Origin of the sequence: Terribium retamae (assembly GCF_022347545.1) — a bacterium.
In the GTDB taxonomy this organism is placed as follows: Bacteria; Pseudomonadota; Alphaproteobacteria; order Rhizobiales; family Rhizobiaceae; genus Mesorhizobium; species Mesorhizobium retamae.
On sequence record NZ_JAKREW010000011.1, the window covers coordinates 20,979 to 41,564 of the forward strand.

Consider the following 20,586-nt stretch of genomic DNA (forward strand, 5'->3'; position numbering starts at 1 on the left):
GACGAACGTTCCTCCAAAACAAGCAGTCGACGGCAGAGCCGAAGTGCCGCCACCCACCCTGTTCAACTCAGCTGTGCTGGCAACGCTCGAGCTGATGCTGGCGTTGCCAAGCGCCGTATCGTCAGCGTCGTGCCGCCAAGCGTCAGCGTGCCGCCGGTGGTGTTCCCTGACGTTGAAGTTGAGGCTGCCAGCGGTGATCGGCCCGCCAAGCGTCACTGCCCGGCTGGACAACGGCGTTATCCGGGGTAGCGTTGTTCCAGGTGACGGTCGGGCGATGACATTGTCGGTGGTGTTCAGGAGCGGAGGCGCCGCGGGGTTAACCGATGTGGGAAGGTGGAGCGCTGAGAGACAACATGATTGTGGTTGCCGGTGACAAGCAAAGACCAGACGAATTCTTTTGGCCCTGCGCTCCCGTTCTCCGGCTCACTCAGTCAGCGAGTATATATCCATCGACTTTCGTTTCCATTTCATTGAACGCGATCTGAGCCGCCAATACAGCAATGGCGGTTGCCGCGTGCCGAGGATCCCAACCTGCCGCCGTGGCCAGTTTCATCAGGCCATACACCGACGGCTCGAGCACGAACTGGCATTCGGTGAAGTAGGAAGGGTCGGTCACTTTCTTCGTCGGAGCGTTGATGCGGTTTCGATTCATCATTCACTTTTCTGCTGCTCGGCTCGGGTCGCTCACTCGCGTGGGGGCGGCACAGAGATAAAATAGCCCTGAACGTGTGGGCCCCTGAAGCCCGTGCGACAGCGATCCGGGCGGCGGCTTCCACACCTTCGACGACCACCAGAGTGACAAAGCTCGACGCGTCGAAACAGGAAACAAATGCACTAGCTGCGTAACCCCTTCCATCCGAGCCGGTCAGTTGCGCGAGGCATTCGCCGTATGGAGTCTCTTCTGGAGACAACGCGACCGAACGTCCTGAGCCGCACCGCTGATGCTATCGTCAGCAATGGCATTGGCCGCAATCGCCACGTATTTTTGTCGAGAACATCAAGCTGCTCAAACATACCTTACTCCGCCAGCGCCAAGCAAAGCGCGCCCGCAAACCTCCCGATGGACAACCAGGAAAAGTAATGACCGCTGCTGGCGGGATACTGAGCGCGCCGCACCAGATACCTTAAGAAAATCTTGCCGGGCACGACCTGCGCGCAACCCAGTTATTGTTTAAAAATATGACTTTGGGAGAATGCGAGCAATGTCACCGACTTTCACTAACTGACACATGCAAAAGTTCGAATATAATCTATCAATATTTATTTGGACTCCTGGGAGCCGGAATGAGCCAGATTTATCTAGAAAGAACTGGTTTAAGTCGCCTAGTCGGTAAAGACGAACGCTTCTCCGAATCGTGTGAAAAGGGAGCAGCCATATCCTCCTTACTAGCCCCTCGACGTAGACGGTAATAACGCGCCCGCAGGGTGATGCTGTAGCTGCCGCGCCTGATGACAGCGCGCTCAATGCGTTGGCGACAAGGAATCGGGAAGAATATCCGGGTTCAAAAACTGACAATTAGTGCAAGAAAGTGAAAGATTCTGTCATTGAAGATAGTCATTTCAGTATATATCGTTTAAGCAAATCGTTAATTGGCGTGATGTGAAAGCCTGAGCAAGAATTCTTACGGAACTGGTGGGGCAGATGCCGGAAAAGTCACAGTTGAGACGCGGAAATCCTGACAAGCACTGTCGACTCATTGTTCCCAGTATCTGAGATTTCGAGAGATTGTGGATCCGGCAACGATGTCACGTTGATACGAGAACGATTGAAGACGGTACCGACAGACCTGCGAGGTGAATTCTTGGCGAAAATGCGAGGCTCGCGGATCACGTCATGACCTTTCACTCACATCGCTGATGTCGGAAATGATCGATTTAGTTTCCAAGCGCCTAGGGGGCACACCTAAATGCATTCCGACCATATGGACAAGCCAATTTGCATTCGCAGTCTTGACACCTCCGCCGTTAACTCCCTGAAAAAGGCGCTGCTAAGCTCGGTCTACAACCATCGCTACATTCTGGCTGCCGCGGTGACCGCACTACTGCCCTCCACGCAGGCCTTGGCGCAATGCGCACCGGCACCGGATGCGCCTGTGAGCATCGCCTCGGGTAGTTGCACGGATTCAGGTACGCCAGGCACTCCAACTCGATCGAGCAATGATGCCACGGACGTGGTCGGCGCCTCCGGCACCGGGGTATACACAGGAAACGTTGTTGGCTTGGAGGCAAGCGGCACTGGTGCCGGCGCCCACGCGAGCGGCGACGGAACGATCAATTTGAACGGCGCACCAGATGGTAGTGGGGGATACGACACCGCTTATGTCAATACGACTGGCGTAGGCAGTCACGGTCTCTATGCCGATGGCGGCGGCCAGATCAACGGAAAGGGTGTCCTCGTCAGCACATGGGGCGACGGCAGCCACGGCATCTACGCAACCGGAGCTGGCAGTGATGTGAATGCTGACTTCAGCGGCGTGACGTTACCGCCGAATGTCGGGCAACAAATCGTCGTTACGGCCGGCAACGGTGCATATGGCGCCTATGCAGCCAATGGTGGCACAGTCGAAATTACCGGCCTCAATGCCCTGCAGTCCGGCATCTTAACCTATGGCACGGGCAGTTCTGCCTTCGTCGCCGAATCGGGGGGCCAGATCATCCTCACCGGTGTGAGTGGATTCATTAGCGGCGAGGATACGGCGGGTGCCTTCGTTTCGGGTGCCGGCAGTACTATCGTCACCAACGCCAGCTACATCAACACCTATGGCAATAACAGTGCCGGGATGTCGGTTGCCGACGGGGGAGCGGCCACCATCCATGGCGGCGCGGTCGTGACCGGTAATTATCATGGACAACTCATCAGCAATTCCGTGGCTCTTCTTGCCCAGGGCAGCGGTAGCCAGATCACGATTGACCGGGGGGGCAGCGTAACCACCTATGGCGCGGCCAGTGCGGGCGCAACGGCTCAGGGCGGGGCTTTTATCGATTTCAAGGGCTACGGCATTTTTACCTATGAGACCGCTTCCGCCGGCGCAGTCGCGGATGGGACCGATGATAACGGAGCGGCCAGCAGGGTCGCTATTGCTGATGCCATCGTCAGGACGACCGGCCCGTCCAGCGCCGGTGTCCGTGTCACGAGCGGCGGCACGATCAGTGTAGCCGGCGGTGAGATTACCACCGGGTACAAGCCAGGATTCAACACGTCCGGCGGCCACTACTCGTCGACAGAGATTGGCAGGGAATCCAATGGTGCGGAGGTGATCGGGATCGGCAGTACGCTTACGATCACGGACAATAAACTCACAACCACCGGCGATGGTGCCATCGGCGTCGCTGCCAATGCCGGTGGCTCCGCCACGGTTGCCGGTGGCACCATCAAAACCAATGGAGCCGAGACCGCGAACGCCAGTGCCGATGGCGTGCGGGCGACCGGCCCCGGCAGCACGGTCACGCTGATGAGCAGCGCGAAAGGCGGCACGGCGGTCACCACTTCGGGTGTCAACGCCATGGGCTTGCACGCGATGCAGGGCGGTGTCGTCGACGCCACGAATGCTACCGTCAACACCAGCGGCGCCGGCGCCTTCGGTGCGCTGTCGGAAGGGGCGAACAGCAATGTCAAACTGACGGCCTCGTCCGTCACAACGCAGGCCGCTTCGGGCCTTTCCGTCAACGGTGGCGGCCAGATCAGCACGACCGGCACTGCCGTGACGGCCAACGGGACCGGCTCGTCGGGTATTCTCGGGACCGGAGATGGCACGGTGATGATGGCGGGCGGCTCCCTGAGCGCGACGGGGGATCTGATCACCGGAACGGCAGGCAATGTCGTTGCCAATCTGACCGGTGTCGCTCCCACAACAGGCAGCGGCATCGTGGTACATGCCGTTGGCGGCACCACCAGCGGCAATTTCACCAACATGGCGCTGACCGGCAATGTGGTGGGAGAGGGAACCGCCAGGGCCAACGCGACACTGAACAGGAGTACATTGACCGGTGCTGCGTTGAACGCCGACAATATGGCTATCGATGCCACGAGCACCTGGAACATGATAGCCAGTTCCACAGTCAACAACACCGCTGGCAGCACCACCGAGAATGCAGGGCTGATCGTCTTTGCACCGCCTGTGAACGGCGCCTACAAGACACTGACGACCTCTAATTTCGTTGGAGGCGCCGGGGGCGCAGCCGGTACGGTTGTCTTGAATACTTACCTGGGCGGCGATGCCTCCCCGTCCGACCTGATCGTGATCGATGGTGGCACGGCAACTGGCCAAACCGGACTTGTCATTAACAACATCAATGGTGGCGGGGCTGCGACCACTGACGGCATCAAGGTTGTCAACGCCATCAATGGCGGCACCACGACCACGAATGCGTTCTTCCTTGGTAATGGCGACTACGTGACGAACGATGGCCAGAACGCCAAGGTGGCAGGCGCCTATGCCTATACACTCCACCGTAGCCCTACCTCCAGTGGCACGGATGTCCATGGGGATAGCTATGCCGCCAATGACTGGTATCTACGCTCGATGTTGATCGATCCGATCGTGCCTACCGGTCCAGAAACGCCCCGTTATCAGCCAGGCGTGCCGGTTTATGAGAATTATCCGAACGCACTGCAGGTCCTTAATCGCTTGCCGACGCTTGCTCAGCGCACCGGCAATCGATACGGGGGTGAACGGGCGCCTGCCGAGACCGTGTTCTGTAAAGATCCAGCTCAGAACTTCAAATGCACGCCGACACAGGACCAGAACGCCTATTATCAGGACGGCGCTACGACAATCGTTGGCGGCATGGGCGTCTGGGGTCGCATCGAAGGGCTGCATGGTAGACAGCAGCCAGCTGTCACCACAAGCCAGTCGGACTATGACTACAATATGTGGAGGCTGCAGGCGGGCGTAGACGGCCAGCTTTATGAAAGCGACGCTGGCAAGCTCATCGGCGGCGTAACCGTTCACTACGGCCAGGTCTCCACCGATGTCGCGTCGCTCTTCGGCAATGGCAATATCGACACCACGGGCTATGGCTTCGGTGGCACACTGACCTGGTATGGCAATAACGGCTTCTATCTCGACGCGCAGGGTCAGGTTACCTGGTACGACAGCGATCTCTACTCCGATACGCTGCGTCAGGGACTTGCCGACGGCAACGATGGTTTTGGTTATGCCCTGAGCCTCGAGGCTGGCAAGCGCATCGCTCTCGACGAGAATTGGACCCTTACACCACAGGCACAGTTGACCTGGTCGTCGGTCGATTTCGACAGCTTCACCGATCCCTACGGGGCCCACGTCTCGCTCGACAAGGGTGAAAGCCTGAAGGGGCGTCTGGGTCTGGCCCTCGGGCACGAGCGCAGCTGGAAGGACGAGGAGGGTCAGACAAGGCGTGCGCAGGTCTATGGCATCGTCAATCTGACCAACGAGTTCCTTGACGGAACAAGGGTCGATGTATCGGGCACGAAGTTCGACAGTCGCGCCGACCGGCTGACCGGTGGAATTGGTTTTGGTGGCACCTACAGCTGGGCCAACGACACATATGCCGTCTATGGCGAAGTGTCAGCCGACACCCGCCTGAAGAACTTCGCGGACAGCTACGAATTAGGCGGAACGCTCGGACTGCGCGTCAAGTTCTGATCGCACACGAAGAGACGCTCCCGGCATCGAACAGATGCCGGGAGCGTCTCTTTATCAGGCCGTCAATTGTGATGATAACAATTCCGCGAAAGCCAGAGTCCGATAGCCAGACAATTCTTGGATCTTTTCTCGTGACAACGATCCCGCTTGCGAAATCGCTTTCTTATCCTGCCATCTCACGGCGGAGTTTCATACTCGGGCTGCTGGCGGTGCAGGGTTGCAGCGCTGTAAGCGGACCTGTGTCTTCGTCGCCTGCGGAAGGTCCATATGCGTCCGAGCTGTTTCCAGTTCGTCCCGTCAATCGTAGCAAATTCGCAAAAGATCTGCAGCCGGTCACGATGGCTAAACAGGTGGATGCCGCGCCCGGATCGATCATTGTCGATCCTCACAATAAGCATCTGTATTTTGTCGAATCCCAAGGCACAGTCAGGCGCTACGGTATAGCTGTTGGTAAAAGCGGGTATAGCTGGCACGGGACGGCAACGATCGAGCGAAAGGCCAAATGGCCGGCGTGGCATCCCACCGATGATATGCATGCCGAAACGCCGGGCCTGCCCAAACGGATAGCGCCGGGGCCAGCCAACCCGTTGGGAGCCCGCGCTTTATACCTGTTCAGCGATGGCCGTGACACGCTGTATCGCATTCATGGTACGAATGAACCGTGGACCATTGGCACGGAAGCCTCCTCGGGCTGCATTCGCATGCTCAACGAAGACATCATTGAGCTATACGAAAAGGTGAAGGTCGGCGCCACCGTCAAAGTTCTGTGACGAGGAGCAACGCGTCGAAATCCCTGCCATGCGGGCCCAGTCGGCCCTTAACGATCGCACCATTTCAATTCGGGCAACCGGTCATCAGCCTCATCATTACGGTGACACTCCTCTCCGAAAGCCTTTTCGCGACGATTCTCCTGGCGCTGTTTCTTATCTCTTGCGGCGTGCATCTCTCGCGCCGCGACTATAAGGGGTCGGTCCGGTAGGGGTGAAATGATACTCCAAGGTGCGGTAGCCGCCGTCGAGCCGCTCACGAGCCCTGCGGCAACGCGTTTAACATATCGGACTGACGGATTGCTGGAGCTATCGAGTGTGAGTTTTGTGCGCTCCGCACAGGCCGAGGCTTGATCCCGGATCGCCTCGGGACTGGCGGTAGGCTCTTCCAAGGAAACGTCGTTCGAATCCGCCACGTCGGATTCGATTCTTCTTCATTTGGGACGGTGGCGAAGGTGGAGCCCTGCTCATAGCGGGTATGACGCATACCTACCTCACGATAACCGTCGCGCCTTCTGTCACCAAAGTATACAGTTCGATTACGTCCTCGTTTAGCATGCGGATACAGCCTGAGGAGGCTTCAGTCCCAATGGTCCAAGGCTCCGAGGTGCCGTGGATGCGATAGAGCGTGTCAACGCCGTTTTTGTAAAGATAGAGAGCCCGCGCCCCAAGTGGATTATGCTCGCCTGGCTTGATCGCGGCTGGCAAGTTGGGCGAGTTGTTGCGCATGTCGTCAGTCGGATACCATGTAGGCCACTGTGCCTTACGTCCAACGACGGCTTTGCCTGACCACCTATGTCCGCTGGAGCCGACGGCGATACCATAACGCCGTGCCACGCGCTGGGTCCTGTAGAGATAGAGAAATCTCCGGTCCGTATCTATTAGTATCGTTCCGGCAGGAAGAGGTTCCGGAGCCTCCACTTCGACGGGCAGGAATCGCTTGTCAAACTTGGTCCGGTCGACAATGTAGACCTCATACGGTTCATCCGCATAGGCGGCTTTCATGCGGCTGAGTTCCGCAGTCGAGATACGATTGCTTCCAGCCGAAACACATCCGGTAAGAAAAACGCTCAAAGCGAGCACGCATCTCGACAGCAGATGAGCACTACTTATTCGGTCGAAATTCATGGGAGCGAACCGACGCACTAAACTAACAGGCACCAGCGGGCGGCACGAGGAACGCGCCTGGGCCGTTCAATCTTCACTGGGGGCATCGACCTTCACATTGTCTCTCGCTCGCATCTGGTCGATGTGAATTGGTTGCTTCAGTGTCCGCTTCACCCTGTGGTTATCATCTGCAACGGATTTTCCGGTTGGTGAGCTTCCCTTGAGATAGTGCTTTTGCCACTTCTGCTCCCTGGTCAACTCGTCGTTCATCTTCAAGCCAGCAGCAAAACGGCGGCGCTCACTGCTCCACACCTTGTGCTCCTTGTGGAACTCGGGATCGTCCTCCATCGGACGGATGACTGGTTGGACCTTTTCGATCGCAACGCTCGGCGTCATGGTCACGAAGCAGAATGGCTCGCCTTTCGCGAAGGTGACAGACCCCGGCCGGGTGAACCGCCAGTTCATGGTAAAGCTGAAGGGCAGCCAATTGGTCTCGACAAGTCCGTCCAGCGGAGCGATCCCATCCTTCATCCTGTTCGGAGAGCCCCGCGCCCAAACCATCCATCCAGGATCGGTACGGAACACGTAACCCGGATGAAAAGTCACGATGCCATGGCCGAAAGTCGAACTGATGAAACGGTGCGTTACACCTGGCTCGTTCACATGGAAGGTGACGTCATTGACCGTGTTGTATCCATTCCAGGTGACGGTCACGCTTATCGGGTTCAGCAGTTCCCAGCCGCTGGCGTTGGCGATCGAGAGCGGCGTGCAGCGATAAGCAAAATGGTCGCTGGTGGCGTCCATCCAATCCCGCGTCGCATCCGCAGCGACAAGCTGGGGCGGATTCGGAGCCTGGATCATGCAATCAAGACGTAGGCCTGTCATAGCCTTTCCTCAGTCGATTCAAAATGGGCAACGACCATGCCGGACGAGTCGCGGCATGGTCAGCAGGTTTTGAAGGAGCGCTGTTAGCCCGGAGTGCCGGGTTCACCCGGCAATCCCGGTTCGCCCGGAACTCCTGGCTCACCCGGCGATCCTGGTTCACCGGTGTCACCCGGCACTCCGGGCGCTCCGGGCAATCCCGGTACCCCGTCCTCGCCGTCCAAACCTGGCGTTCCGGGCTCACCCGGCAATCCGGGCTCGCCCGGTGTTCCATCCAGGCCAGGAGTTCCCGGTTCCCCTGGGACTCCATCGACGCCGTCCACGCCGGGAGTCCCCGGTGTTCCATCCACGCCGGGAGTCCCTGGCGTTCCATCTGAGCCGTTCGAACCCGGTGTCCCGGGCGAACCTGCTGTCCCGGGGGTCCCCGGCGTTCCGGGTGTTCCAGGTGCTCCGGGCAGCCCCGGTTGTCCCCACTCGTTTGTGGAGGGCTTTGGCAAGTTCCCGACTTCGCCTGCAAGGCGCGATGGCATGTAGTCACCGCGATCCCGCTGGATCAACGAGCGCCCTGGCTTATCGGCGTAATAGTCGTTCTGGCCGTCGGTGACGTCACATTCGTAGTTCTGAGCAGGATCCTTGCAGAACACCGTCTTGGGTCCAGACTGGACGTTATTGGTGCCCAGGTGGAACCGGAGACCGACCAGGGCAGAAATATCACCGCTGCTGTAGCGATCGGTGTCGTTCAGGTTAACCGCGACGTCCCCGTAAATCGAGGTCGCCACCCCCGTACCGCCGAACTCCGTAAGATACTCCGCGCCCCCAACCAGTTGGGTCGCGCCATCGAATGCGCCCCGATAGCGCAGGCCGGCATTCACCTTAAAATTGTCGGTGGGGTAATATCCGACACGCCCCTCGGCGAACGGACTGAACGCCTCCTCCAGGGAGTTCCACTCGACGCCCGCAAGGCCTTCGAGTGTCACCCGATCCAGATAGTACTGCCCTTCGACACCGAGCTTCGCCTCGACGTAACCGTTTTCTATAGTGTCGCCATTGTCGTAGCCGCCGCTGCCATAAAGATAGCTGCCGTAAACTCCCAATGCGCCGACCTTGGGGTCACGACGGAAAAGGTGCGCGGCCGCACCGGTAAAGTTGTTGTCTGCGGTGACGCCGCCGATCCCGTCGATCTGAAAACCATACTTCTCGCCGAGTGGTACGGCCACCGAACCGTCGGTATACGCGTATGCGTCGCCGGCGTTCACGCCGACGCCAACGCCGGCGCGCACGTTCGGCGCGGCGACAGCCCGGGTGTCCGACAGCGGGCCAGCTAAATACATTCGCCTTTCCGCGGCCGCTATCGAGGCCCGATCTGAACTGCGCGCAACCGCTCCCCGAAGCGCGCCCAGCTCTTCCTTGACGCGGGCTGTCTCCGCATACGCCGCTTCGAGCTTGCGTTCCATCTGATCCTGTTTCTGTTTTAGGTCCAGGATCATCTGGTAGAGTTGCTTATTGGTGGGCGTTTGCGCCATTGCCATGGGAACAGAAGCTGCAAATGCCGACGCAAACGCGAATACCGAGCAACTGATGGATAAAGTGCGTACGTGTCTACTCATCCGTTTTCGACCCCCTCTCTTCGGTTTCGGCTAGCCCGGCAAAAGACCCGAATTCTGCTTGCGCCCGGCGGTCCCTCCGAGCGTCAACAAGAAATCCGGACCTGGCATGCAATGGGCCCCATTGAAGATAGCGACTTCGGGTATCCACCCTCCGATGTGTTCGAGACGTCGCTGACGAATCGCACGGAATGCGGATAACCACCCCTTTTCTCAAGTTAGATAGCGCGAATATTCTTCACAATCGCAGTAACGGGCACATCCTTGCACTTCCTGTCGTGCGAGGAATTGCTCAAATACTCTCTCCTGCCTCATCCAAATCAATGGAATCGGCAATCTTCTCTGGACAAAAGTCTGCGTGATTATTCTAATCGGTGAAGGCGAAGCCTAACCCGCGAATTGCGTGCAAGGGGAGGATCATGTCGGCTTTCTGGGCTCTTCGACGCAGCCGGCTCACGATGGTGTCCAGGTGAGCATAGTTGAAGTCGTAGACGTCCCCGCCGATGGCTTCGACGAGTGCGCGCCGCCCAACGGTCTTGCCCCGCTCGTTGAACAAGCATTCCAAGAAGCGCCGCTCCGAAGTGGTCAGGCGAAGGCGATGGCCCATGCCGTCGGCAAGCACCCACCCGCCTTCCGCCAGGGCCCATTGTGGGGCTGCGGGCGGCGAAGGGGTGCGGTGCCTGCTGAGACGGTTATTGAGCGCCACCACCGTGGCGGCAAGCTCCCGGACGTCGATCGGTTTGACGAGGTAAGCGTCTGCGCCCGTTTTGAAGCCGCCGACCCGGTCATCGATGGAACCCCGGGCGGTTGCCATGATGATCCCAACGGATTGCGAGGCCCGCAAATGCGTGGCTATGGACAGACCGTCTTCGCCCTCCAGGCCGATGTCCAGGATGACTATGTCGGCCGGCCTGACGGCATAGGCGCGATAAAGGGCTGCGGCATCGTGGAATCCATGTACGTCCAGACCAAGCCTGGATAGGCCAAAGACCATTTCCTCGCGGAAATCCCCGTCGTCATCGACGATGTAAACAAGGGGGGCAATCGCGACGCCATCCTGCTTAAAGCCTTCTCCGCTCATCGACGAAACCCCATGCCGCATCGTCATCACAATCGATTTCATTTAATCGCTGTTTTGTCCATCTTGTTTGGATGCCTGCTGCCGCAAATTTCATCGGCGCTTCCGCTGAATCCGGCAGATGGCCTCAATGCACCGGTTTCTCTCAACGGTCACCTCTCGATCCTTCATGATCCCACCGGCGCGCTCACGATCGATGACATCGTTTCAGAGCACTCTAACGTTCAGTTCCAGGCCATCCCTTCGATGCTCACGCAAGGGTATCGAAAGGGCGCCATCTGGGTCCGGCTTTCGCTGTTCGCCCCGGAAGGTCCGAAACAGTGGCTACTGCAAATAGAGCGGCCCTTGATCGAATATGTAACGCTCTACGTTCGGGACGAGGCAGGACGGTTTGTGGCTTCGCCCCCAAGCCCCCTTCGACCGGGGGACAAAGGCGGCGCTGGCGCTTATCCGAATCTCTTTCCGATCTCGGTGCCTTCAGTTCAGACGGATTATTACGTTCGCCTTCAGTCATCGACTTCCATGACCACCGCGCTGAATATCTGGCAGAAAGATGGTTATGCAGGATATCGTCAAACCGACGATTGGATCATTGGATTTGTAGTTGGATCCATTGTTTTACTTATATTAATTAATGTAATGTATTCCATAATTTTGAAGGATTCACTGTATTTTCTTTACTCGTTAGTACTCATTGAATCCGGACTTCTGACCGTATTTCACATGGGATACGCTTCATATGTATTATTTTTCTTAAGCAATGAGCAGATCTATCGCTCTTGGGGAGCGATTGTTTGCTTATACAATGTCGTCATGATCCTGTTTCTGGCGAGGCTTTTCGAGTTCCGCCGCCACTGGCTCTGGGTATGGCGCGCTTTCCAAGGCATTATCTTACTCAATGGCGTTGCGATGCTTCTCGCGATTGCAGGACGTTATGCTGATGTTGGATTTTTTGTAGCGCGGAATCTTCAGCTTTCTTTTATTGCTGTCGGCTTGCTCGTCCTCTACTTGCTCGTCGTGCGGCGGCAAACTCAATATTTGCTTCCGGCATTGGCCTTTGCCAGTGTGATTACCATCAGCCTGTTGATGCAAACGCAGTATACCGGGGCCAATCCGCTTCAGATCAACAGCTCACTATCCAGACTACATGCCGTCGGATCCTTAATTCATCTTGTGCTTCTGAGCGCCGCTATCGCGACGAGGACGCGGCGAGCCGAGCGAAGCCTTAACGAGGAAAAGGATCGCGTCTTGGCCATGTCGCGGTCGGCCGAGCAGGAACTGGCGATCAAAGTACGCGAGAGGACTGCAGAACTTGCGGAAAGCAACGCTTCTCTCAAGGAGGAGATAGATCGACGTCATCTGCTTGAGGTGAAGCTCAGGCAATCCCTGGACTCCGTCAACGACGCTCTGGCCCAGCAACGCGATTTTCTGGCCGTTGTGTCGCATGAATTCCGCGGCCCCCTGTCCGTCATCGCTGCGGCGTCGGACAACCTGCTGCATTATGCATCTGAAAGCCCCCATAACATCAAGGGCCGCGCCATCAAGATAAGGCAGACCGTCAAACGGATGTCGATGCTTATCGAGAACGTCCTTGCGGGCGACCGGCTCAATGCCGGCCAAAAGACATTCGACGCGATCGAGACGTTTGACTTGAATGGAATTTTTTCCAGTGTCCACGCGGGGCTGGACGATGATGCCGCCAGGCGCGTGAGCTTCGTACCCGGCAACGAGGCGGTGGTGAAAGGTGATCGCATCCTGCTGGAGATCGTGTTGCAAAACCTGATCCAGAATGCGCTGAAATACTCACCGCCGACCAGTCCCGTAACGGTCCAACTGTCGACCAATCAAGACATTGTGCTTGTAGACGTGTCAGACCAGGGAGCAGGGGTGGCGCCCCACAACCGCGAACTCATATTCGCGAAGTACTTTCGCGCCGCCGGCCAGAACGTGAATGGCTCCGGCCTCGGGCTCTACATCTCGAGAGAGATTGCTCGGCAACACGCTGGCGATCTCAGACTGATCGCCAGCGATGCCCGCGGGTCGACATTCCGCCTCTCACTTCCGATCGAGGGTAACTGGAAAGCCTTGAGCGGCGGATCGACGACGCCCTCCAGCGTCCTTGGGCACAGGTGATCCAGTTAGGGTCGGTTGTATTCTGCATCGGAGTCCATCATCCACGAGAGGGAGCATCTCCAGATGAACCACTACACCGATCTGGTCAGCTCGGTTCTGCTAAATGCTTCGGGCCCGTCGGAATCGCTGTAGAGACGCTGACCGCTTTCGCAACAATCTCACCTAAGCCCGACGCGACCCCAAAATGCCATTCGCGTGGTGGCGTCCTAATTCAGGCCGCAGCGCTAAGATCCGATGGCACCGCGACCTCTGCTTTCGGCTCAAGCAGTGTCTGCCACTATGGCGCGTTGTACCGCACGGTTGCCGGCGCTTGAGAAGCGCTCGAACCTGACTTTATTGGGAAGAAACCTCTGGCGTACTTGATCCGCGTCAATGCTAGTGGTGCGCCTTGCTTGCAATATGCTGGCCAGGCCCCAACCCGAATGGAAAGGACTGGCCGTGAGCTACAGATCCATTTTGGTCAATATCGATATCGATGGACCGGTCGCGCCTATTGTGATGGCCGCGATCGATCTCGCCCAACGTCATGGAGCAAGGCTGATCGGCCACTGCGCTGCAGATACGCCACTGCCGATGCCGTTGCCGGAAGGTGGGTCCCTCTTCACGTCGACTTGGCAGCAGTTGAGAGAGGGCATCGAAACGAGGCTGGAAGAGGTGCATGTCGGCTTCGAGCGATTGACATCGGGCTCTGTGAAAACCGAGTGGCGCCAACATCTCAGAAATCCCACACACGCCGTTGTGGAAGCATCCCGGTCGGCCGACCTGATCGTTATGGCGGCCTCGGACGGAGCCGCAACGGGTGACAATTACCGCTTCGCCGATCCTGCGGGGGTCGTCGTACGCGCAGGCAGGCCAGTCTTAGCGACAGGCGACCAGTTTGAGCGGATCAGAGCCGAGAAGATCATCGTGGCGTGGAAAGACACACGCGAAGCACGCAGAGCCGTAGCCGATGCAGTGCCTTTGCTTGCTGCGGCTAAGGAGGTCACCGTCGCAACAGTGGCGACCGAGGCGGATCAATGGCTGCGGGATGGGCTGAACGATACAACTGCCTTTCTCGCCGCACACGGCATCAAAGCCGAATCCAAACTGATTGAGAGCCCCGATGAATACATCGAGCTTTTCAACTTCATTGACGCAAGCGGCGCAGACTTGGTGGTATCAGGGGCCTACGGACACAGCCGCTTGCGTGAGTGGGCGTTCGGCGGCGTGACGCGTTCATTGCTGAATGAAACCCGCCTCAGCCGTTTCATGTCGAGTTGACCGCTGTCTGGCCGGTGGTCCGCCGAAGGGCGCAAGGCAAGCGTGAGACGTCGGCATTGATGAGATCATTGCCAATACCTGACAGGAAAGCATCGATCCGGTCCGCGGAAAGACGTCACCCTCAAACGGTGGAATCCAGGGCCATCATCATGCGCACAAGCCCGGGCAGGCTTCTGGCCTCCATCTTGGCCATGATATTTGCGCGATGAACCTCGACGGTTCTCGGGCTGATCCCAAGATCGTGCGCAATGGTTTTGTTCGGTTGCCCTGCCACGACACCTGACAAGACTTGCCGCTCACGTTCCGACAATTCATTCAGACGCGCGCGGAGGGATTCAACATCCTCCCGCGCAGGCGTTTCGTCGAACTGGCTGGCTGCGCGTTTGATAGCTTCCACAAGCACTTCGTCCTCGAATGGCTTTTCGATGAAATCCACGGCGCCCGCCTTCATGGCCGCGACTGCCATCGGAACATCGCCGTGCCCACTGATGACGACTGCCGGCACCATGCAGCCCCTTTCTTTCATCTTCTCGAGAAGATCCACACCGCTCATATCGGGCATACGAAGGTCGGTGACGAGGCAGGTTTTCCCGCTGTGCGGAGCAGCCGCGAGATAGCTTGTCGCAGACTCGTGAACCTCTACCCTAAAGCCTATCATCGTGAGCAGAAAGGCCAGGGACTTGCGGACCGGTTCCTCATCGTCGACGATGTGAACCACGTAGCTGTCAATCTCCATTCAAGATCTCTTTTCCCGCTACCGGCAACGAGACCCGAAAGGTGGCCCCGCCTTTGCTGTTGCGATCGACCAATATTTCGCCGCCATGGGCCTCGACGATACGTTTGGATATCGAAAGACCTATGCCCATGCCGTTGGCCTTGCTGGAAACAAAAGGTTCAAACAGCCTTGGAGCAACGTCATTGGAGATGCCTGGCCCTGTATCGGAAACTTCTATGTCGATGTGGTGGTCGCCATTACGAACGGTTCGCACAGTCAGCTCCCGCTCGTCGCTTTCGCGCATGGCCTCCATCGCATTGCGCATGAGATTGATCAGGACCTGTTGAATCTGCACTTTGTCAACGAGGACTTCCCCCTTGCCCGCGGTGAATTCGAATACCGATCGAATTCCCATTTCCCGTGAGCCAACCAAGGCCAAGGCACCGGCCTCCTCGATTAGCTTTCGCATATCCTGGGGCGATTTCTCGGTCTCGCCTCTCGTGACGAATTCTCTGAGATGCCGAATGATGCCTCCTGCCCGCAACGACTGTTTGGCGGTCTCCTCCAGCGCGCCCCTTATGCGGCTAGCCGTCGGATCATCGAGCCCCTTGAGCGAGCGCACACAGCCCTGGGTATAGTTGGCAATGGCTGCGAGCGGTTGGTTGAGCTCATGAGCCAGCGTCGATGCCATCTCCCCAAGCTCATTGAGGCGGGCAAGTCGCGCAAGCTCGCTTTGGACCTCCTGGAGCCGCGCTTCGGATTCTTCGCGCTCGGTCAGGTCGCGGATGAAACCGGTGAAGAACCGGCCGGCAGCCGATTTCATCTCGCCGACAGAGAGCTTCATGGGAAAGGTCGAGCCATCCTTCCTTCGGCCAACAACCACGCGATCTATTCCGATGATCCGCTTTTCGCCTGTCGAAAGGTAGCGACCGATATAGCCATCATGTTCGTGACGATAGGGTTCCGGCATCAGGGTGTTCACGTTGCGGCCGAGGATTTCCGCTTCCGAATAACCGAACTGTCGGACGGCTGCCGCACTGAAAGAGGTTATGTGACCATGTTCATCAATCACGACGGTCGCGTCCGGCACGGTGTCCAGGATCGAGCGAAGATGAGCCTCCCGGGCCTTCAGGGCTTCTTCAGTCTTGTCGAGGGTGCGACGGGCGTGGTGAAGCATCTCTCCCATCCAGGCGATCGCGATCCCCACCAAAGCGAAAATTGGCACCTGCAGCCCGAAAAAACCGTTCGCGTCGGAAAGAACATAAGCGCCGACAAGCGACAGCGCTCCCGCGAGAACACCTGGACCGATCCCGCCGGCGACTGCCGCGATAAGAATCGCAGGCGTGAATATGACAAACACGGCGGCATTGCCCAATGTGCTTGCCAGAGCCAAACGGATGACAAACACAACTGCGACGGCGCCTATGGCGAGCGCGTAGCCGGCGATGCCCTCGAATCGGCTGGAAAAAACAGCCTGAAGAAAGCGGCCCTGAAAACCACCGACATCTCTAGCTGGCATCTATCCCCTCAGCCGCTGTTGCAACGCCCGCCGCGTGGGCGGCATTCAAGGCCTTTGCAGGTGCAGTGCCTTGACCAGTGTCAAGGATAAGCCCGCACCAACCTGGAATAAAGCGGACAGTCAGCTGGATGTCGAGCACGCCATGGACCGCAAGCATACCTTCAACATCGCCTATTTGATCGTCGCATTGTCAGCAATCGGACTTTTCCAGATGTTGCTGGCTTGGCGTGACATTGCCCAGCTTTCCCACACCGAACTGATGCGTATGGTGAATGAGGGCAAGATCGCGTCTGTGACCATCACCGAAAGCACGATCCAAGGTCGCTTCAAGGACCCGCAATACGGCAAGAGCTTTTTCTTCTCCACACGTGTCGATCCGACCGCCGCGGCGGATTTCGAAAAGGTAGGGGTGCCCGTGACCGGTGCCACCGACAACAACTGGGGCGCGACGCTCCTTTCCTGGGTCCTGCCAATGCTGATCTTCTTCGGCATCTGGCTGTTCCTGTTTCGGGGGACGGGGGGACGTCAGGGGATGGGCGGCCTTGTCAATATCGGCAAGTCCAAAGCCAAGGTCTATGTCGAGCACCAGACCGGAGTGACGTTCGACGACGTTGCCGGCGTCGATGAAGCCAAGGCGGAACTTCAGGAGATTGTCTCGTTTCTCAAGGACTCGGACAAGTTTGGGCGCCTCGGCGCGCGTATTCCAAAGGGCATCCTCCTGGTAGGCCCACCAGGCACCGGCAAGACGTTGATGGCACGCGCAATCGCCGGCGAGGCTGGCGTTCCGTTCTTTTCCATCTCCGGCTCGGAGTTCGTGGAGATGTTTGTCGGCGTCGGCGCGGCCCGGGTGCGCGATCTGTTCGAGCAGGCCCGCCAGGCGGCGCCATGCATCATTTTCGTCGACGAACTCGATGCACTCGGCCGGGCCCGCACCCCATTCAGCGGATATGGTGGCGGCGACGAGAAGGAACAGACGCTCAACCAGCTTCTATCCGAACTGGATGGTTTCGATCCTCGCGTGGGCATTGTGCTCCTCGCTGCCACAAACCGGCCGGAGATCCTTGACCCGGCGCTGACCCGAGCCGGCCGATTTGACCGCCAGCTGGTGCTGGATCGCCCCGATCGCAAGGGGCGCGAAGCGATCCTGATGGTGCATATGAGGGCTGTGAAGACCGCTCCAGGTTTGAATGTCGACGACATTGCGGGGATCACGCCCGGTTTCACCGGTGCCGACCTGGCCAATCTCGTCAACGAAGCGGCGATTTTCGCCACCCGACGCAATGCAGACCAGGTGACGATGGAAGACTTCACCGAAGCGGTGGAGCGCATCGTTGCGGGCACGGAAAGACGCGGGCGCCTCCTCAGGCCCCAAGAACGACAGCGGGTCGCGTACCACGAGATGGGACATGCACTCGTCGCGGCTTTGCTGAAGAGTGCAGACCCCGTACAGAAGGTGTCCATCATACCTCGCTCCATCGGCGCGCTCGGCTACACCTTGCAACGACCGACCGACGACCGCTTCCTGATCACGGCCGGCGAATTGAAGGAGCGCATGACCGTGCTGCTCGCCGGTCGTGCGGCAGAAGAGGTCATTTACGGCGAGGTCTCAACCGGAGCGGCCGACGACCTGGCCAAGGCCACCGATGTTGCCCGCCAAAGTGTCACCCGCTTCGGTATGAGCCCGGTCGTGGGTCAGGTCGTGTTCGAGGAAGAAAAGCAGCAGTGGCTCGGCGATGGCTCCCGCCTCCATTCAAAGGACTATTCTGAAGCGACCGCACGGGAAGTCGACCTCGCAGTGCGCGACATGCTCGATGAGGCCAGCACATCGGCCAGGGACCTGCTGCGCTCACGCATGGACGACCTCAAGGCCGGTGCTCGGCTGCTTTTGGAGCGCGAAACCATCACGCCGGACGACTTTCCACCACTTCAGCGTCATGCTGAGGCCGTTCCGCCTTCAGAGGCGCAAGTCTTACCGAACTGATCGCTGTAGGGCATCCTGCTGCAGGGGATCCTCAAGATGGACGGCGTCCCCCTATGCTCCGCGAGATCGGCGCGACCATGCAATTCCTCGTGCCGGTCTCGGACGGCACCGCAGGCGAAAGTGTCCTTTCACATGACGACGTTCGGCGATGATAGGCGAAAACCAAGTCGATGCAGGCAAACACCAGTCAAGATCGCGGTGAGGAAGCCTTCGGTGCAACCCCTTGCAGCGTTTGCGCGACCTCCTCGTCCGTGACCGGGGAAAAATCGTGATAGTGATAGCCCAGGGCAAGAAAGCGGCTGGGGGTGCTGAGGCAAACGATCCGGTTGGCTTCATCCGACAGCTCCGCCACGATATCGGGTGGAGCAACAGGGAGAGCAACGACGATCTCACTGGGCGAGCGCCGCTTCATGGCGCGGATCGCCACTTTCATGGTTGTGCCGGTTGCCGCGCCATCGTCTACCAGGATTACCGTCTTGCCGGCCGTTGACGGCGGCTTGCGGTTTCCGATGTATGCGAGCCTGCGCCGTTCGAGTTCCGGGCGCTCCCGACTGACGAGACCTCGCAGATCGGCATCGTCGAGCCCATAGGCCTCGACGATCTCGCGGTTGAGCACCACGTCTGGCGGATTGCCGTCGACGATGGCGGCCACCGCCAGTTCCGGGTTGCCGGGCGCACCGACCTTGCGCACGATGACGAGGCCGAGCGGTGCCTTGAGCACGCCGGCAATCTCGACTGCGACCGGGACGCCACCGCGCGGCAGTGCCAATACGATTGGATCGGCAAGCTTAAGCTTGCGAAGTTCACTTGCGAGCAACTGCCCCGCTTCGTGGCGATCCCGGAACATCGGTTCAATCCGCCGGCCACAAATCGCGCAGGGTCTTTTTCATCGAATTGCGGACCTGAACAATCTCGCCATGCGAGACATGGCGGTCCAGCAGACGGAAGACCGCCGCTACAGCCGCCTCGGGATCGACCAGCAGGTCGTCGGAGAACGCATGCTGTACGCGTTCGATGAAGTCGGCTTTCTTGCGCTCCCAGACGGGAGTCTCGAGCGGCTGCCATCCCTCGAAATATATGCCGCGGATGAGCACCGGGAGCTGCGCGGAAAGATCGGCCATCTCCTCCCGGGAAACCCAGTCGCGCAGCGTATGAAGGACACACCGCAGCAAATGATAGGCACATCCCTGCTCCCAGTTCAGGTCACCGGCAAGCTCGTTGACCCATTGCTGGGCCTGCTGTGCTGCCTGCGTGAAATTGACAGCGGATGTCGGATGCATGCGACATCTCCTCCGGGTTCAACTAGACCGGATCGGTGCGGCACAAAACGCACCGATCCGTTATCGGCATTACGCCGCCTTGACGGTGATCTTCTTCTCGGCCTTTGCCGCCGGCGTTTTCGGCAGCTTCACCGTAAGCACCCCCTTGGAGAAGCTTGCGGCAATCTTGTCGACGTCAACGCCATTGGGAAGACGGAAGCTGCGTTGGAATGAACCGTAGCGTCGCTCGGACATGTAATAATCCTTACGCTTGTCTTCCTTTTCCTCGCTCTTCTCGCCCTTGACGATGAGGGTGTGGTTGGCGAGCTTGATGTCGACGTCCTTGTCGTCAAGGCCCGGCAGCTCTGCAGTGATCTCGTAGGCGTCGTCCTTCTCCACGACGTCCATGGCCGGTGCCACTTGCCATTCGGCACGCGCAATGCGCGGGACTTCGAGGCCAAACACGCGCGACGGCAGATGCCAGTCGAACGGATGAAAATCGTCGAACAGTCGATCGATCTCCCGGCGAAGGCTTTCAAAGGGCGGCAGATATTCCGACTTCGCGGGTATTGCGGGTTTCTCGGCGGGCTGTTTGGTGATGGGAAGTTTGGTGGCTGCTTCGGCCATGACTGATCTCCTCAGTGGAACAGATCTTCT

The 20,586-nt window shown here is 58.5% G+C and carries 15 protein-coding genes; 5 read left to right on the plus strand and 10 right to left on the minus strand.

The features are described 5' to 3' along the window. Positions 1–427: 427 nt before the first annotated feature. Positions 428–655, minus strand: a complete 228-nt coding sequence (locus tag L4923_RS13410; RefSeq protein WP_239365789.1) for a hypothetical protein — start codon at positions 653–655, stop codon at positions 428–430. Positions 656–2,276: 1,621 nt separating this feature from the next. Between L4923_RS13410 and L4923_RS13415 the strand changes: the two genes are divergently transcribed. Together L4923_RS13415 and L4923_RS13420 are read left to right on the plus strand one after the other, a co-directional pair. Further along, complete coding sequence (locus L4923_RS13415; protein WP_239365790.1) at positions 2,277–5,624, plus strand: autotransporter outer membrane beta-barrel domain-containing protein; 3,348 nt, start codon at positions 2,277–2,279, stop codon at positions 5,622–5,624. 131 nt (positions 5,625–5,755) lie between these two features. Beyond that, positions 5,756–6,394, plus strand: a complete 639-nt coding sequence (locus L4923_RS13420) for a L,D-transpeptidase (RefSeq protein ID WP_239365792.1) — start codon at positions 5,756–5,758, stop codon at positions 6,392–6,394. Between the two features lie 486 nt (positions 6,395–6,880). On the opposite strand, the gene L4923_RS13425 is transcribed toward L4923_RS13420, so the two are convergent. From L4923_RS13425 to L4923_RS13440, 4 genes are all read right to left on the minus strand, one after another. Then, a complete protein-coding gene (locus L4923_RS13425) occupies positions 6,881–7,396 on the minus strand; it encodes a L,D-transpeptidase (RefSeq protein ID WP_239365794.1) in 516 nt (171 codons plus the stop codon). 189 nt (positions 7,397–7,585) lie between these two features. Further along, a complete protein-coding gene (locus L4923_RS13430) occupies positions 7,586–8,383 on the minus strand; it encodes a DUF6065 family protein (RefSeq protein ID WP_239365796.1) in 798 nt (265 codons plus the stop codon). A gap of 83 nt (positions 8,384–8,466) precedes the next feature. Then, positions 8,467–9,909, minus strand: coding sequence for a collagen-like protein (locus L4923_RS13435; RefSeq protein WP_239365798.1), 1,443 nt, complete (start codon positions 9,907–9,909; stop codon positions 8,467–8,469). 442 nt (positions 9,910–10,351) lie between these two features. Beyond that, positions 10,352–11,107, minus strand: a complete 756-nt coding sequence (locus tag L4923_RS13440; protein WP_239365801.1) for a response regulator transcription factor — start codon at positions 11,105–11,107, stop codon at positions 10,352–10,354. Here L4923_RS13440 and L4923_RS13445 point away from each other — a divergent pair. Further along, complete coding sequence (locus L4923_RS13445; protein WP_239365804.1) at positions 11,078–13,195, plus strand: sensor histidine kinase; 2,118 nt, start codon at positions 11,078–11,080, stop codon at positions 13,193–13,195. The genes L4923_RS13440 and L4923_RS13445 overlap by 30 nt on opposite strands. Before the next feature lie 438 nt (positions 13,196–13,633). Further along, on the plus strand, positions 13,634–14,455 hold the full coding sequence (locus tag L4923_RS13450) for a universal stress protein (protein WP_239365807.1): 822 nt from the start codon (positions 13,634–13,636) through the stop codon (positions 14,453–14,455). A 121-nt stretch (positions 14,456–14,576) separates the two neighbouring features. On the opposite strand, the gene fixJ is transcribed toward L4923_RS13450, so the two are convergent. Together fixJ and L4923_RS13460 are read right to left on the minus strand one after the other, a co-directional pair. Then, positions 14,577–15,185: a response regulator FixJ gene (gene fixJ / locus L4923_RS13455; protein WP_239366007.1), complete on the minus strand. Its 609-nt coding sequence runs from the start codon at positions 15,183–15,185 to the stop codon at positions 14,577–14,579. Continuing rightward, positions 15,181–16,689 carry a PAS domain-containing sensor histidine kinase gene (locus L4923_RS13460; RefSeq protein WP_239365809.1) on the minus strand — a complete coding sequence of 503 codons (1,509 nt, stop codon included), beginning with the start codon at positions 16,687–16,689 and terminating at the stop codon, positions 15,181–15,183. The genes fixJ and L4923_RS13460 overlap by 5 nt, the downstream gene beginning before the upstream one ends. A 142-nt stretch (positions 16,690–16,831) precedes the next feature. On the opposite strand from L4923_RS13460, the gene ftsH reads away from it, so the two are divergent. Continuing rightward, complete coding sequence (gene ftsH / locus L4923_RS13465; protein WP_239365811.1) at positions 16,832–18,670, plus strand: ATP-dependent zinc metalloprotease FtsH; 1,839 nt, start codon at positions 16,832–16,834, stop codon at positions 18,668–18,670. Positions 18,671–18,857: 187 nt separating this feature from the next. On the opposite strand, the gene L4923_RS13470 is transcribed toward ftsH, so the two are convergent. The 3 genes from L4923_RS13470 to L4923_RS13480 form a co-directional block, all read right to left on the minus strand. Next, entirely contained in the window at positions 18,858–19,517 is a 660-nt protein-coding gene (locus L4923_RS13470; protein WP_239365814.1) for a phosphoribosyltransferase, read from the minus strand. 4 nt (positions 19,518–19,521) lie between these two features. Further along, positions 19,522–19,950: a DUF2267 domain-containing protein gene (locus tag L4923_RS13475; protein ID WP_239365817.1), complete on the minus strand. Its 429-nt coding sequence runs from the start codon at positions 19,948–19,950 to the stop codon at positions 19,522–19,524. Between the two features lie 69 nt (positions 19,951–20,019). Then, positions 20,020–20,556 carry an Hsp20/alpha crystallin family protein gene (locus L4923_RS13480; protein ID WP_239365820.1) on the minus strand — a complete coding sequence of 179 codons (537 nt, stop codon included), beginning with the start codon at positions 20,554–20,556 and terminating at the stop codon, positions 20,020–20,022. Positions 20,557–20,586 lie beyond the last annotated feature (30 nt).

Excerpts from the sequence above, each read along its gene's own strand:
- L4923_RS13460 (WP_239365809.1), bottom strand. The coding sequence starts at position 16,689 with ATGCCAGCTAGAGATGTCGGTGGTTTTCAGGGCCGCTTTCTTCAGGCT.
- L4923_RS13445 (WP_239365804.1), top strand. The coding sequence starts at position 11,078 with ATGCCGCATCGTCATCACAATCGATTTCATTTAATCGCTGTTTTGTCC.
- L4923_RS13440 (WP_239365801.1), bottom strand. The coding sequence starts at position 11,107 with ATGAAATCGATTGTGATGACGATGCGGCATGGGGTTTCGTCGATGAGC.
- L4923_RS13410 (WP_239365789.1), bottom strand. The coding sequence starts at position 655 with ATGATGAATCGAAACCGCATCAACGCTCCGACGAAGAAAGTGACCGAC.
- L4923_RS13480 (WP_239365820.1), bottom strand. The coding sequence starts at position 20,556 with ATGGCCGAAGCAGCCACCAAACTTCCCATCACCAAACAGCCCGCCGAG.
- ftsH (WP_239365811.1), top strand. The coding sequence starts at position 16,832 with ATGGACCGCAAGCATACCTTCAACATCGCCTATTTGATCGTCGCATTG.
- L4923_RS13470 (WP_239365814.1), bottom strand. The coding sequence starts at position 19,517 with ATGTTCCGGGATCGCCACGAAGCGGGGCAGTTGCTCGCAAGTGAACTT.
- L4923_RS13435 (WP_239365798.1), bottom strand. The coding sequence starts at position 9,909 with ATGGCAATGGCGCAAACGCCCACCAATAAGCAACTCTACCAGATGATC.
- L4923_RS13430 (WP_239365796.1), bottom strand. The coding sequence starts at position 8,383 with ATGACAGGCCTACGTCTTGATTGCATGATCCAGGCTCCGAATCCGCCC.
- L4923_RS13475 (WP_239365817.1), bottom strand. The coding sequence starts at position 19,950 with ATGCATCCGACATCCGCTGTCAATTTCACGCAGGCAGCACAGCAGGCC.
- L4923_RS13425 (WP_239365794.1), bottom strand. The coding sequence starts at position 7,396 with ATGAAAGCCGCCTATGCGGATGAACCGTATGAGGTCTACATTGTCGAC.